The following is a 13,619-nucleotide window of genomic DNA, read 5'->3' as shown; positions in this document are numbered from 1 at the left end:
GCTGGGAGCTGCTCCTGGGACGTGGGCGGGCGGCCGGGCAGGACTGACCCGGGGCCGGGTTGGCGTGAGGGGGACTTCATCGGCGGTCGGCGCGGCCCTCCTGGCGCCGCCGCCCGCTATTGCCCGGAGAAAATAGCCATGGCGGCAAGTCTACCGGGCCCCGTGTCACCCTCGGAGGCGTACCGGCCCGGGGTATCCGGCGGCCTGCCGCCCGCCGGTTCCGGGGCCGAAGGCCGTCGTCCGCGGGTCGTCCCCGCTACTGCGGCTGCGCGCCCGACCGGTCCCCCGCGGGCGCTCCGGTGGCCGCCGGGGCGTCCGGCGCGGTACCGGTGGCCGACGGGTCGCCGGCGGCCGGGTTGGCCGGCAGGTCGCCCACGGCCGGGTTCACCGACGGGTCCGCCGCGCAGCCGCCCTGCGGACGGACCGCCGCGAACGGCGCGTCCACGCTGCCGCAGGCCGTCTCGGGCGCGGCCGCCTTGGTGTCGAACACCTTGGGCGGGACGATCGGGCCGTCGGTGATCTCCACCCGGCTGCGGTCCAGCACCTTGACCGTGGCGGTCGGACCGGCGTTCATCGACCAGCCGTTGCTGTCCAGCCGGTAGCCGGTGATGCCGCCGGAGACGGCCTGCCCGCTGCTGTTGCTGCAGGTGCGCGGGATGAGCACGGCGTAGTCGGTGTGGACGGCGCGCAGCGGGTCGTAGACGCAGCTGCCGGAGGGCTTGTCGTTGTAGCGCAGGTCGCCGTCGGCGTCGCGCAGGCCCATGGTCAGGTTCGGGGTGACCAGGGCCAGCCAGGGCGAGCCGTCCCGCTGGACGGTGTGCAGCGCGGCCGCGGCCCGCTGCTTGGCGAGCGCCTTGCGCTGGGCGTCGGTCCGCTTGTCGGCGCCGGGCTCGCCGTCGCCGTGCAGCCAGTCGGCCAGGCCCGGCACCGCGCGGTGCCAGCGCACCTCGTGGTCGCCCGGGCGCACCGAGGTGACCATGCCGTCGTCCCAGACCACGATCGCGTTGTCGCCGGCCATCGCCAGGTAGAGCGCCTCGGCGCCCTCGCGGCGGTAGGACCAGGCCTGCTCGCCGGTCCGCTTGTGGAAGGCCTCCAGGCCGGGGCCCACCCGCAGGTCGAGGTCGGCCGAGCTGAGCGACTCGGAGTTCACCGGCGTCGCCCCCGCGTCGCCCGGTCCCGCGACCCGGTCGCCGAACGGCACCGGCTTGTTCGCGTGCGCCGCCGCTCCGGCCGCAAGGACCAGCACCACCGCCGAGGCAGGCAGGATCGAGCGGGGGGTCAGTACACGCAGCGGCTTCCAGGACACGGCCGGAGCGTACCTTTCACCGGGCACGCGAGTCAGCCCGGTTCCGCCGTCGCCGTGTCCCGCCGGGCGCCCGCCCGGCCCCGCGCGCCCTTCCCGCACGTCCACCCGCCCACCTGCGCCGTCGGCGTTCCGGCCGCCGCGCCGGGCGTTGCGGAGCGGGCCGCGGGGGCCCGACAGGACCGTTACCAAGCTGATACATGACCGCGGGTCGCCGGTCTTTGCGGCAGACGGCGTTCGATCGGCGCCCACTTTAGGGTGACATTCGGCTTTTTCGTCCCCCTTCGGGCCTACTGTCGGCGAGCGGGGCGCCACGGTCCGTCCACGCCGAGACCGTGCGCCCCGCCCACGCGACGTCCGGAGGAGAGCACCATGCGAATCGGCCGCCTGACGCTGGCCGCCGCCACCCTGCTGCTGATGGCCACGGCCAGCGTCCCGGCCGGGACGCCGTTCAGCCAGACCGAACGGCACACCCTCTCCTCGGACGCCATCGAGCCCCGCGGCGCGGCCCCCCGCCCGCCGGTCCAGCGGCCGAACCACGAGCCGCCGTTCGGTGCCTTCGTCGGTTCCTGGGACGACTACATCCCGCAGATCGGCCGGTACGCGCAGTGGCTGGGCGACGCGAACATGCAGGTCGGCCACACCTATCTGGCGGGCAACGGCTGGAGCGACATCGAGGGCGAGCCGATGGTGCTCGGGCTGTGGTCGCAGTGGCGGCAGGCCGATCCGTCCCGGCTGCTGGTGCTCGGGGTGCCGATGCTGGTGCCCAGCGAGGCGAAGGTGCCGGACGGCGAGGTCGCGGACCTGCTGGCCCAGGGGGCGCGTGGGGACTTCGACGGGCACTTCCTCAAGCTCGCGCGCCGGCTGGTCGCGCTGGGCGGCGCGGACACCGTGCTCACGCTCGGCTGGGAGATGAACGGCACCACCTACACCCACCGCTGCAAGCCCGACCCGGCCGCGTGGAAGACGTACTGGCGGCGGATCGTCGGGGTGATGCGCTCGGTGCCCGGGCAGCGGTTCCGCTTCGACTTCGCCCCCAGCCGGGGCCTGGACGCCGTCCCGTGGACCAAGTGCTACCCCGGTGACGACGTGGTCGACATCATCGGCATGGACAACTACGACCAGCCGGCGGGCGGCACCTTCGACGACTACGTGCGCGAGCCGTACGGCCTCCAGGACCAGGTGGAGTTCGCCGCCAAGCGCGGCAAGCCGGTCTCGTACCCGGAGTGGGGGCTGTTCCGCAACGGCGACAACCCCGAGTTCGTGCAGCGGATGGTCGACTGGATCCGCACCCACGACACCGCCTACCAGACCGTCACCGACTACTGTCCGCACGGCTTCTTCCAGTGCGAGCGCAATCCTCGCTCGGCGGCCACGTTCAAACAGCTGATGTCCGGTTCGAAGGGGGCGCCGACGCCGGCACCGGCGGAGGCACCGGCGCCGACGGCCACCCCGGCGGAGGACGTGCCCGCGGCGCCGGGCCCGCCCGCCGTGCCGGCCGCGCCCGCCGTGCCCGGGGGCAGCACCGCGCCGAGCAGGACGGCGAGCCCGTCGGCCCGTCCGGCGAAGGGCAAGTCGACGGGACGGCCGACGGGCGCGCCGCACGCCCGGCACTGAGCGCTCAGCTGCGGCGGCGGGCCAGCAGCGCTTCCTTGAGCCGGGGGAAGCGGGTGCGCAGCTGGTGCGCCGCCGCCTGCCGGGCCCGCACCGCCCCGGCGCGGACGGCCGCTGCCGGCGCCGCCCCCGCCGGACCGAGCAGCAGCCGGTGGTTGGACAGCTGGTCCGGCCGCCAGCGCTGCTTGTACGGCTCCTGGCCGCGCAGCAGGCCGAGCACCGGGACGCCCGCGCCGACCGTCTCGTCCAACGCCGCGCTGAACAGCAGCCCGGCGATGTCCAGCCGCTCGCGCAGCACCGGGTGCGCCCCGTACATGTACAGGCCGCCGAAGGACGGACAGAGCAGCAGCAGGTTCACCGCGACCAGCTGGCCGTCCAGGTGGAACTGGTGGACGGTGGCCCTGCCGGAGGCGACCAGTCCGGTGGTGGACTCGGTCAGGTGGCTCGCGAACCGCTCGGTGCGGTGCTCGGGCGTGACGCCGCGCGCCTGCCACTGCATGAAGTGCAGCCGCAGCAGCCCGTCCAGCGCCTGCGGCACCTCGGCCGCCGGGGTGGAGCGGACCGTCACCCCGGCCTCGGCGATCTTGCGGAGCTTCACCCGGCTGCGCTGGGCGGTCTTGCCGGGCACCCGCTTGAGCAGCCGGTCCATCGGGACGGCCGGCAGGTACTGGCAGAGCGAGTCCCGGTAGCGGCGGCGGCTGCCGCTCCAGTGCGCGTACACCCGCTGCACCGCCGCCTCGGGGTGCACCTCGCGCAGTTCCAGCCAGTGCCAGGGGCGGGTGAGCGGGAGCGCGGCGGCGAACTCGGCGGCCGCCCGGTCCGCGCACTCGTCGTCGAGCAGGACGTCGGTGTAGTCGACCAGTCCGCCGCCGAGGCCGGTCAGGCCGCCGAACGGTCCGCCGCGGCGCACGAAGGCGCCCGCGCCGACCAGCCGGCCGTCCCGGCGGACCAGCACCACGAGCAGGCTGCCCGGGCGGCCGTAGTGGCGCCACCAGGAGCGCTGCCAGTCGGCGGCCTGGAAGAAGGTGGCGGTCCGGCAGCGGCCGGCCAGGTCGTCCCACTCCTCGGCGAGGAGGTCCAGGGCGTCGTCCTCGCCGAGGAGCTCGGTGGTCCAGGCCGGCGCCGTCGCCCGGGCGGGCAGGCTGCTCCTGCGGGTCTCGGTGCTCATCGTCCGCTCCCGGCCGGCGCCTTGGCCCGGGTGGCGGGCCGGTCCTCGACGGCGGGGGCCTGCTGCTCGACGGCGGAGGGCTGTTCCTCCACCGCGGGCGTCCGGTCCTCGGCCGGGGGCTGCTCCGCCGCCGCGGCCCCGGCGCCGGGCTTCCTGCCGGGCTTCCCGACGGTCTTCTTCTCGGCCTTCGTGCTCCCCTTCTTCACGCTCTCGGCCGTCACGCTCCCGGCCGTCACGTTCCCGGCCGTCACGCTCCCGGCCGTCACGTTCCCGGCCTTCACGTTCCCGGCCTTCACGTTCCCGGCCGCCACGCTCTCGGCCTTCACGCTCCCGGCCTTCACCCCTTCGGCCTCGGCACCGGCGTCGGCACCGGGCGCGGAGTCGCCACCGGACGCGGTCCTGGCCTTGGCCGGCTCCTCTCGGCGCGGGCGCGGCGTCGTCGGGACCGCCACCGGCGCGGAGGCGGCGGGGGCCTCCGATCCCTGCGCGGCCTGCACGGCCTGCGCCGCCTGCGATGCCCGCGCGGCCCGCAGCACCCGCGGCATCTCGGGACTCCCGCCGGCCTCCGGCGTCCCCGCGCCGCCCCGGCGGCGGTTCATCATCACCAGGGCGCCCAGCAGCAGCCCGGCCGCGCCGCCGACCGCGACGTCCAGCTTCCCGGAGGGCGTGGTCGGCCTGTCCGGCGCGGCGGCCGGGGACAGCGTCACCAGCCGGACGTTGGTGTCCTTGCTGCTGGTGTTGGCGAAGGCGACCAGCGAGCGGGCCACCGCGTCGGCGGTCCGGGCGGCCTCCTGGGGGCGCCGCCCGGTACCGGTGAGCTCGATCATCGGGGCGTCCGGCGAGGTCGTCCCGTGCACCAGGGACTCCAGCTCGGACCGGGTGTGGCCGGTCTCCGCGGCCGCGACCGCGAGCACCTGCGGCTGACCGGCCAGCCGGCCGTACGCCTGGGCGAAGTTGGTGGCGATCGCGGCTTCCCCGGGGTTCTGCGCGACCACGAGGACGTAGGCGTTGGCGGCGTACGACGGCGGCGAGACGACGGCGTACCCGGCGCCGGCCGCGGCGCCCAGCGGTACCGCCAGCACCACCGGCCACCAGCGGCGGACCAGGCGACGGGCGCTTCGGCGCGGTGTGGTCATGGGTCTTGCTCCTTGGGTCTGGTACGGCGGTTCCGGCGGTGGCGGGCGGTCAGACGCGGGCCAGCCGGTCGTAGAGGGCGCCCAGGTCGGCGGCGACCCGGGCGATGTCGTAGTGGCCGACGGCCGGGGGGTGCGGCAGCGGGTCGGCGATGTGCCCGCTGAGCGGCCGCAGGTCGCGCAGCGCGGCGGTGTAGGCGGCGGGCTCGGAGGGGATGCGGCGGGCCTGCGGGGCGGCGCTGGGCGGCAGTTCGTCGAGCGCCGGGCAGGCGCTGTGGCGCACCGGCAGCCCGGCCGCGAGGCCCTCCAGGACGCCGAGGCCGAAGGTCTCCGCGGTGGAGGGGGCGGCCAGCACGTCCAGGGCGGCCAGCAGTTCGGGCACGTCGTCGCGCTCGCCGGTGAGCACCAGTCGCTCCCGCACGCCGAGTTCCTCGGCCCGGCGCTCCAGCGCGGCGCGTTCCGGGCCCTCGCCGACCAGCACCAGCCGGGTGGCCGGGTCGAGCCCGGCAAGCGCCTCGACCAGCACCTCGAAGCGCTTGCCGGGCACCAGCCGGCCCACCCCGCCGACCGCCCAACTCCCCTGCGGCAGACCGATTTCGGCCCGCACCCGACGGCGGGCGGCGGCCCGTTCGGCGGGCGGGAGGCGGTAGCGGGAGGTGTCGATGCCGTTCGGGATCAGCTCGATCCGGGCCGGCGGGACGCCCCAGGAACGCAGTGTCTGGGCGACCTGCCGGGAGACCGCGACGGTGGTGCTGCCGAGCCGTTCGGCCGCCAGGTAGAGGCCCTTGACGCCCCGGGTGACCGGGCGGCCCTCGATCACCCCGGCGTGCAGCGAGTGCTCGGTGGAGACCACCGCGCGCACCCCGGCCAGCCGGGCGGCCAGCCGGCCGTACAGCTGCGCCCGGTAGAGGTGGGTGTGCACCAGGTCGTAGTGGCCGGCCCGGACCAGCCGGACCAGCCGGGGCAGCGCGCCGAGGTCCCGGTTGCCGCGCATGCCGAGGTGGTGGACGGTGACGCCGTCGGAGCGCAGCGCGGCGGCGACCGCGCCCGGGTTGGTCAGGGCGAGCACCTCGCACTGCTGGTGCGCCGGCAGGTGTCGCAGCAGCAGGTGGAGCTGGCGCTCGGCGCCGCCGGCGGCCAGTCCGGTGACGATGTGCAGCACCCTCATGGCCGCGGCTCCCGGCGGGCCTGGCGCAGTTCGGTGACGGCGTCGCGCAGCCGGTGCCGGCCCTGCTTGGCCCGCAGCCGCCAGGCGCCGTCGCGGTCGCCGACGTAGCAGCGGGGCAGGGCGAAGCGGCCGGTGAGCGGGGAGTGCGCGATGGCGCAGGCGTGGTCGTACCCGGCGTCGCGCACCGCCAGGGCGGCGGGCAGGTCGACGGCGCCGTACGGGTAGCAGAACCCGGTGACCGGGCCGCCGACGGCCTCCTCCAGCAGGCGTCGGCTCTCCCGGGCCTGGACGGCGAGGGCCTCGGCGGGCAGGCCGGGCAGCGCCCGGTGGCCGAGGCCGTGCGAGCCGATCTCCCAGCCCGCGGCGGCGAGTTCGGTGACCTCCTGGACGGTGAGCAGCTTCTTGCGCGGGCCCTCGGTGTCCCAGTCGTTGTCCCGGCCGAGCAGGTCGGCGACCACGTACGCGGTGGCGGTGAAGCCGTACGCCCGGAGGATCGGCACCGCGTACCGGGCGAAGTCGGCGTAGCCGTCGTCGAAGGTGAGGCCGACCAGCCTGTCGTCCCGGCCGAGGGCGCGGGCCCGCAGCAGCTCGCGGACGGAGACGCCGCGCCGGCCGCACCGGTGCAGCCAGGCGATCTGTTCGGCGAACCGCTCGGGGCTGACGGTGAGCCGGTAGGGGTCCTCCGTCTCGACCGCCACCGAGTGGTACATCAGGATCCACGGGGAGGCGGAGCCGGGGATCGGCGGTTCGCCGACCGGGTGGCGGCTCCTGGGCAGTCGTGCCCGGTGCGGCGGTGCGCTGCTGACGCCCGCCCGGGCGGAACGGACGGTGCCCCGTTCATTGTCCATCGGGACGCTTCCCTTCTTCGGCGGCGGTTGGCGGGTTCCGGACGGGCCCCAGCGCCCGGGCGACGGCGAGGACCGGGCCGCGCACCTCGCGGGCGCCGAGCCCGGTGCCGAGGGCCGCGAAGGCCAGCACGACGGTGAGGCCCCCGAGGAGGGTCGAGAGCAGGGGGTCGGCGGTCGGTCCGGCGACGGCGGCGCCGAGCACGGCGGCCCCGGCGGCGGCGGCCACCAGCCGGCCGTGGCCGCCGAGCACCCGGCGCAGCCGCAGCGGGATGCCCCGCAGCACCAGGCCGTGCAGCAGCAGGGCGGCGGCGGCGGTGATGCCGGCCGCGTTGCCGGCGGCCAGCCCCAGGGCGCCGAAGCGGGGTGTGGCGAGCAGGCCGGTGGCGACGGTGACGCCGAGGCCGAGCACCATCGCGGCGGCCGGGTACCAGTCCAGCAGCCGGCGGCGGCCGTCCTCGCTGCCCGGGTCGTCGGCCCGGCGGACCACCGGGCGCAGCGAGAAGTAGGGGCGGATCATCACGCCGGTCAGTGCCTGGGCGGGCAGGCCGAAGCTGTACACCCGGATCACGTCGGCGGTGGCGGCGGTGTCGTGCGGGCCGAAGGCGCCGCGTTCGAACAGCAGCGAGACCGCCGAGGGGGCGCAGGCCATCAGGAAGGCGGTGCCGAGCAGGACGACGGCCGCCGCCTGGCCGAGGTCCTTCTCCACCCGGTCGCGGGCGGCGGTGAGGTCCCCGGCGGCGAGCGCCCGGGCGACCAGCGGGAAGGTGACGGTGCAGATCAGGAGACCCGCCGTCATGGCGAGCTGGGAGACCTTGGCGGCGTAGTTGAGGTGCGAGATGGTGCCGGGCGGCAGCGCCGAGCCGAGGTAGCGCTCGACGAAGACCTGCGACTGGCGGGTGAGGGTGAAGGCGGCCACCGGCAGCAGGGCCAGCGGCATCAGCACCAGGGCCCGGCGCGAGCGGCGGCCGCGGCCGGTGTCGGGCGGGCCCTGGCGCAGCCGGCGCAGGAAGGGGCCGACCAGCAGACCGGCCATCAGCAGGCTGCCGGCCGCGACGCCGAGGGCGGCGGAGCGCACCCCGAGGTAGGCGTGGAGGCAGAGCAGGACGGCGAGGATGCCGAGGTTGTAGGCGACGTAGATGCCGGCCGGGGCGGGGAAGCGGTGGTGGGCGCGCAGCGCGGCGGCCAGGTAGCCGGCCACGCCGAAGGGCAGCACGGTGATCGCGGTGATCCGGGTGCAGGTGACGGCCAGGGCGGGGTCGGTGAGGCCGGGGGCGAGCAGGTCGACCAGTTCCGGGGCGCCCAGGACGACGGCCAGGGCGAGGCCGCCGAGCGCGATCAGCAGCCAGGGCAGGGTGGCGCGGACCAGTTGGCGGACCGGGTCGGGGGCGTCCGGGTCCTCCTCGCGCAGCACCAGGGCGAGGGCGAAGGCCGGCACCATGAGGAAGGACATGGCGTCCTCGATCAGCAGCGGTGCGGCGGTCTCGGGGACGGTCCAGGCGACCAGGAAGGCGTCGGTGCCCTGGTTGGCGCCGAAGTAGCGGGCCAGCAGGAGGTCACGCAGCAGGCCGAGGCCGGAGCCGGCGGCGCTGAGGACGGCGGTGATGCCGAAGGCCTTGGCGAGGAAGCCGCGCCGGGGGGCCGGGTGGGGCTCGGCGGGCGGGTCCTCGCCGGTGGCGCCGCGGGGGGCCGGGAGGGAGGGGACGACGGCGGCGGGCGGGTCGGTGGTCACCGGGCCGCTCCGGTGGCCACCGGGCCGGTGGCGGGACGCTCGGGTCGGTGGGCGGCCGCGCGGGCGGCGAGGCCGAGGACGACGGAGGTCAGCACGGTGGTGGCGCCGCCGATGTCCGCGTACAGGAAGTCGACCAGCACCCAGGTGAGCAGGGCGAGTGCGGCGAGCCCGGGGCCGTGGCGGTGGCGCAGGCAGCCGGTCAGCAGGGCGAGGAAGAGCGCGGCGTAGGCGGTGATGCCGATCAGGCCCTGCTCGCTCAGCACCAGGAGGTACATGTTGTGCGGGGAGAGCAGCGGTTCGCGCTGGAAGCCGATGGTGGCGTCGGCGGCGTCGCTGCCGGAGGACAGCCGCAGCGGGGCGTGGCTGTCGCGCAGTTGCTGGAAGGCCTTGGGTCCGGCGCCGTGCACGGGGTGGTCCTGCCAGATCCGTCCGGCGGTGGACCACAGGTCGTACCGGTCGGAGACGGACTGGTCGGGGGCGGCGGAGACGGAGCCGATCGAGCTGAGCCGCTTGGTGACGCCGGAGCCGCCGAGGCCGAGGCCGCCGACCAGGACGACCGCGGCGGCCAGGCCGAGGACCGCGCCGCGCACCAGCAGCCGGGCGTCGACGCGCAGCAGCAGCACGGTGGCGGCGAGGCCGGTGGCGATCCAGCTGCCGCGGCTGAAGGAGACGGCCAGCGGGAGGGCGAGGAATGCGGCGGCGGCGAACATGGCGCGGCGCAGCCGGGCGTTGCCGTCGGGGCCGCGCTCGGCGAGGCCGAGCGCGAGGGCGGCGAGCAGCCCGTAGCTGACCACGCTGGACATCGCCATGATGTCGAGGGCGCCGAAGGTGCCGACGGCCCGGATCGGCTGGCCGGTGTAGGAGGCGCCGGTGTGGGTGAGGTACTGCTTGGCGCCGACCGCGCCCTGGATCAGTGCGGCGAGCACGAAGGAGCCGAGGACCAGGCGCTGGTCGGTGCGGTCGCGCAGGGAGCAGAGGACGGCGGCGGGGACCAGGACGAACACCTGGGTGAGGCGGACGAAGCCGGTGGCGCTCGCGGCGGGGTCGATCGAGCCGACGGTGGCGACGGCGGCGGCGACCACGACCGCGCCGAACAGGGCGCAGGCGGTGCGGCTGATCGCGGGCAGGCGTCCGCGCAGCAGGTCGAGCGCGGTGAGGGCGACCAGGGCCAGCGAGGCGAGGTCGGCGGCGGTGATGTGGAAGGCGGCGGCGACGTCCTTCTGCCCGGTGGGCACGCAGACCAGCAGGACGGTGGCGGCGGCCAGCGGGCTGGTGCGCTGCGCGAGCGCGGGCAGGGCCCCGCGTAAGACCGGGCGGTGGAGGGCGGGGAGGGTCAGGGCCACGCGGGGTCAGCTCCCGTCCGGGTGGAGCATCAGGACCGCCGTGCGGCACAGGATCTTGACGTCCTGCCAGAGGCTCCAGCTCTCGATGTAGCGGTTGTCGAAGCGGGCCCGGTCCTCGATGGAGGTGTCCCCGCGCAGACCGTTGACCTGGGCCAGGCCGGTGAGGCCGACCGGGACCCGGTGGCGGTCGGCGTACTCGGGGTAGGCCTGGCCGAACCTCATGACGAAGTACGGCCGTTCGGGACGCGGGCCGACCAGGCTCATGTCGCCGCGCAGGACGTTCCACAGCTGGGGCAGCTCGTCCAGCGAGCTCTTGCGCAGCAGCCGGCCGACGGTGCCCATCCGGTGGTCCTGGGAGATGTTCCAGCGGGTGGCGGACTCGTGCTCGTTGCTCGGGCGCAGGGTGCGGAACTTGAGGACGGTGAAGACCCTGCCGTCCAGGCCGGTGCGCTGCTGGCGGAAGAGCACGCCGGGGCCGGTGTCGAAGCGGACGGCGAGCGCGCAGAGCACCAGGACGGGGGCGAGCAGCAGCAGGCCGACGGTGGCGGCGGTGACGTCCAGGGCGCGCTTGACGGCCCAGCCGGGGCGGCGGCGCGCGGGGCGGCCGACCCGCAGACAGGGGAAGCCCCACAGGTGGTCGCCGCCGGTGACCGGGGTGGCGGGCAGCGAGCCGTACTCGCGCAGCGCGGGCACCAGCCAGACCTGGCAGCCGAGCCGGGCGGCGTCGCGCAGGGTGGCGGCGGTCTCGGCCTCGTCGGCGGCGCCGGCGGTGGCGACCACCTGCTGGACGCCGTGCCGGCGCACTTCGCGTTCCAGTGCCTCGCGGCCGCCGAGGACGGGCAGGTCGGTGCCGCCGGGCAGCAGCGGCGGGTCGGCGTCGAGGAAGCCGACCGGGCGCATCCCGTACTCGCCGTGCTCGCGCAGGGCGGTGGCGACCCGGCGGCCGAGCCGGCCGGCGCCGAGCACCAGGACGGGGCTGGGGCGGCTGCGGCGGATCCGCCGGACCAGGTGGTAGAGGACGGCGCGGCCGAGCGCGGCGATCAGCAGCTGGGCGCCGAGCAGGACGGTGAGCCGGGCGGGGCTGGCCGGGCCGCAGTCGGGCCAGCGGCCGTCGAGGCAGCCGGACAGGGTGACGGCGAAGGCGGTGGCGACCACGGCCCGGGCGGTGAGGGCGGGCAGTTCGTCCAGGACGGAGAGGGTGAGCCGGGAGCGGTAGAGGCCGCCGGCCAGGTTGAGCAGGAGCAGCAGGGGCAGGACGGCGGGGACGCCGAGCAGGGGGTCGAGCGGGGCGGCGGGGTCGACGGCGTGGTTGGCGATGCCGCCGGCGGAGCACAGCGCGATGATGTCGGCCTGGACCAGGGCGAGCGACAGGGCCAGCCGGGAGCGGACCGCCCCGCGGGGCCGGCGCGGCGACGTGACCACCCCAGGGCGCGCCGCTCCCGCCGGCCGGTCGAGCAGCCCGGTACCGGGCCGGCGGGGACCGGAGAGGGGCCCTCCCGAGCGCGGCACACTGTCGTGGTCAATGGTCATCAGCGCACGATCTCCCCTGCTGTGTGCCCGGGGTGACGGTGCCCCGGCACCGGCTGGCGCGGGGCTGCCGTCCCGGCCCGGTGGGCGCGGTCCTGACAGCGCCTGCTGCCGCTGGCGGCTTCCGGATGTCCGGTGGCGGGGCCGATTGCGAAGGAACCGGTCACGAAGGAGTCGGTCGCACGGAGCTCAGCCGTGAATTCCCGGCATGAAATCTGAACGAAGCAGGCAAAATCCGACAATACAGAACCGGGCGGTACGGAGCGGAAGTTGACTTGCCGATTCATTCCAGCCGCCCATTAATAGGTATTTCGGATTTAATGCCTCGCCTCCGCATCCAATCGAGGGTGCGAATACGACAACACCGGAAACGGCGGGCATTCACGGCATGTGAAACGATCAGATCCGCTCCGGGACACGGGCCCGGCGCCGCCCCGACGCCGGTCCCGCACCCAGCAGGTGACGGTAGAGAACGTCCACCTGTTCGACCACGGTGCGCACGTCGTGCCGACCGATCACGTGATCGCGCAACCGGGCACCGCGTCGCTCGCATTCGATCGAATCGGACAGCGCGTCCCCCATTCGGGCGGCGAGGGCCCGCGCGTCCTCGGGCGGGACCACCGCCCGCGCGAGCTCGGACGGCGGCAGGCACTCCCGGGCACCGGGCACATCGGTCAGCAGCACCGGACGGGCGGCCGCCATCGCCTCCAGCGGGGCCAGCGCCATCCCCTCCCAGCGCGAGGGCAGCACCACCAGGTCGGCCGCCGCCAGCCACGGACGCGGATCCGGCACGTCCCCGACCAGCCGGATCCGGGCGGGCTCGGCGGTCTGCCGGACCAGCTCCGCCACCCGCTGCTCCTCCGGCCCGCCGCCGACCAGCGCCAGCCGGGCCCGCGGCACCCGGCGCAGCACCTCCGGCCAGGCGGCCAGCAGCACGTCCTGGCCCTTCTGCCGGCACAGCCGCCCGACGCACACCGCGAGCGGGGCGTCCAGGTCCAGACCGAGCGCGATCCGGGCGGCGCGGCGGTCGGCGGGCGCGTAGTGGCGCACGTCCACGCCGTTGGGCACCACCGCCCAGTCGGCGTGCACCCCCGCCGCCACACCGTCGGCCCGCTCCTGGACGCTGACGCACAGCACCCGGTGCGCCCAGCGGGTCGCGAACCGCTCCCAGCGCAGGGTGGCGGCGCCCAGCGCGCCGTCGACGGCGGCGAACGACCAGGCGTGCGGCTGGAAGACGGTCGGCACCGCGCCGCGCACCGCGAGCCGGCCCGCCAGCCCGGCCTTGGCGCTGTGCAGGTGGACCACGTCGGGCGCCGCCGCCCGGACGATCCGGCGCAGCCGCCAGGCCTCGGCGGGGGTGCCCGGGCCGGGCGAGCGCCGCGCGGGCCAGTCCTGGACCAGCGCGCCCACCGCGGCGGCCTCCCCGGCCAGCCGCCCGCCGCGCGGGCAGGCGACCATGACCCGGTGACCGGCCTCCCGCTGGCCCCTGACCAGATCGGCGACGACGCGGGCGACCCCGCCGTCCACCGGCTGTGAAATGTGAAGGATCGTCATATGCACGGCGGCGAGCCTAGGGTGGCCCGCCGGTTCCGGGCGGCCCTCGTCACCCGCAGGTGGCGGTTCGGCCACCCGTACGGCTTTCGGCTCGTACGGGAGACCGAAGCGCACGAATAGGCAGGCGATTCGAGCGCGTCGATTGATACACCCCCCCGCATCGCGCGGGTGGGGTATCCCGGGGGGCCCCGCGGGGGCGGCGGCCCTCCGCGGACCAAACCGGGCCGCGGCG

10 protein-coding genes are annotated in these 13,619 nt (G+C 76.0%); 1 reads left to right on the top strand and 9 read right to left on the bottom strand.

Annotated elements, in window-relative coordinates; all coding sequences use genetic code 11:
- Positions 1-256: 256 nt before the first annotated feature.
- Positions 257-1,306, bottom strand: coding sequence for a hypothetical protein (locus ACFVHV_RS23465; protein WP_380353168.1), 1,050 nt, complete (start codon positions 1,304-1,306; stop codon positions 257-259).
- Between the two features lie 369 nt (positions 1,307-1,675).
- Between ACFVHV_RS23465 and ACFVHV_RS23460 the strand changes: the two genes are divergently transcribed.
- The gene (locus ACFVHV_RS23460) at positions 1,676-2,920 is read left to right on the top strand and encodes a glycoside hydrolase family 26 protein (protein WP_380353166.1); all 1,245 of its coding nucleotides are present in this window, start codon (positions 1,676-1,678) and stop codon (positions 2,918-2,920) included.
- A gap of 4 nt (positions 2,921-2,924) precedes the next feature.
- Here ACFVHV_RS23460 and ACFVHV_RS23455 read toward each other — a convergent pair whose 3' ends face one another.
- The 8 genes from ACFVHV_RS23455 to ACFVHV_RS23420 all read right to left on the bottom strand — a co-directional run bounded on the left by ACFVHV_RS23455 (position 2,925) and on the right by ACFVHV_RS23420 (position 13,387).
- Entirely contained in the window at positions 2,925-4,085 is a 1,161-nt protein-coding gene (locus ACFVHV_RS23455) for a GNAT family N-acetyltransferase (RefSeq protein ID WP_359903332.1), read from the bottom strand.
- On the bottom strand, positions 4,082-5,221 hold the full coding sequence (locus ACFVHV_RS23450) for a Wzz/FepE/Etk N-terminal domain-containing protein (RefSeq protein WP_380353164.1): 1,140 nt from the start codon (positions 5,219-5,221) through the stop codon (positions 4,082-4,084). Before ACFVHV_RS23450 ends, ACFVHV_RS23455 begins: the two co-directional genes overlap by 4 nt.
- Before the next feature lie 49 nt (positions 5,222-5,270).
- Positions 5,271-6,386, bottom strand: coding sequence for a glycosyltransferase (locus ACFVHV_RS23445; protein ID WP_359903338.1), 1,116 nt, complete (start codon positions 6,384-6,386; stop codon positions 5,271-5,273).
- The gene (locus ACFVHV_RS23440; RefSeq protein ID WP_380353163.1) at positions 6,383-7,234 is read right to left on the bottom strand and encodes a polysaccharide deacetylase family protein; all 852 of its coding nucleotides are present in this window, start codon (positions 7,232-7,234) and stop codon (positions 6,383-6,385) included. The genes ACFVHV_RS23445 and ACFVHV_RS23440 overlap by 4 nt, the downstream gene beginning before the upstream one ends.
- Positions 7,224-8,963, bottom strand: coding sequence for a lipid II flippase MurJ (locus tag ACFVHV_RS23435; protein WP_380353161.1), 1,740 nt, complete (start codon positions 8,961-8,963; stop codon positions 7,224-7,226). Before ACFVHV_RS23435 ends, ACFVHV_RS23440 begins: the two co-directional genes overlap by 11 nt.
- Positions 8,960-10,306 (bottom strand): O-antigen ligase family protein, encoded by a 1,347-nt coding sequence (locus ACFVHV_RS23430; protein WP_380353159.1) that lies wholly within the window; start codon positions 10,304-10,306, stop codon positions 8,960-8,962. Before ACFVHV_RS23430 ends, ACFVHV_RS23435 begins: the two co-directional genes overlap by 4 nt.
- A 6-nt stretch (positions 10,307-10,312) precedes the next feature.
- On the bottom strand, positions 10,313-11,836 hold the full coding sequence (locus ACFVHV_RS23425; RefSeq protein ID WP_380353157.1) for a sugar transferase: 1,524 nt from the start codon (positions 11,834-11,836) through the stop codon (positions 10,313-10,315).
- A gap of 396 nt (positions 11,837-12,232) precedes the next feature.
- The gene (locus ACFVHV_RS23420; RefSeq protein WP_380353155.1) at positions 12,233-13,387 is read right to left on the bottom strand and encodes a glycosyltransferase; all 1,155 of its coding nucleotides are present in this window, start codon (positions 13,385-13,387) and stop codon (positions 12,233-12,235) included.
- Positions 13,388-13,619 lie beyond the last annotated feature (232 nt).

The sequence above is a fragment of the Kitasatospora sp. NPDC127116 genome, assembly GCF_042677365.1.
Classification (GTDB): Bacteria; Actinomycetota; Actinomycetes; order Streptomycetales; family Streptomycetaceae; genus Kitasatospora; species Kitasatospora lactacystinica.
Note: the sequence above shows the minus strand (reverse complement) of the source record. Positions and strands in the feature narration are given on the sequence as shown.

What these genes read in the sequence shown, in the direction of transcription:
- ACFVHV_RS23425 (WP_380353157.1), bottom strand. Translation starts at nt 11,836, where the DNA reads ATGACCATTGACCACGACAGTGTGCCGCGCTCGGGAGGGCCCCTCTCC.
- ACFVHV_RS23455 (WP_359903332.1), bottom strand. Translation starts at nt 4,085, where the DNA reads ATGAGCACCGAGACCCGCAGGAGCAGCCTGCCCGCCCGGGCGACGGCG.
- ACFVHV_RS23440 (WP_380353163.1), bottom strand. Translation starts at nt 7,234, where the DNA reads ATGGACAATGAACGGGGCACCGTCCGTTCCGCCCGGGCGGGCGTCAGC.
- ACFVHV_RS23460 (WP_380353166.1), top strand. Translation starts at nt 1,676, where the DNA reads ATGCGAATCGGCCGCCTGACGCTGGCCGCCGCCACCCTGCTGCTGATG.
- ACFVHV_RS23445 (WP_359903338.1), bottom strand. Translation starts at nt 6,386, where the DNA reads ATGAGGGTGCTGCACATCGTCACCGGACTGGCCGCCGGCGGCGCCGAG.
- ACFVHV_RS23450 (WP_380353164.1), bottom strand. Translation starts at nt 5,221, where the DNA reads ATGACCACACCGCGCCGAAGCGCCCGTCGCCTGGTCCGCCGCTGGTGG.
- ACFVHV_RS23420 (WP_380353155.1), bottom strand. Translation starts at nt 13,387, where the DNA reads ATGACGATCCTTCACATTTCACAGCCGGTGGACGGCGGGGTCGCCCGC.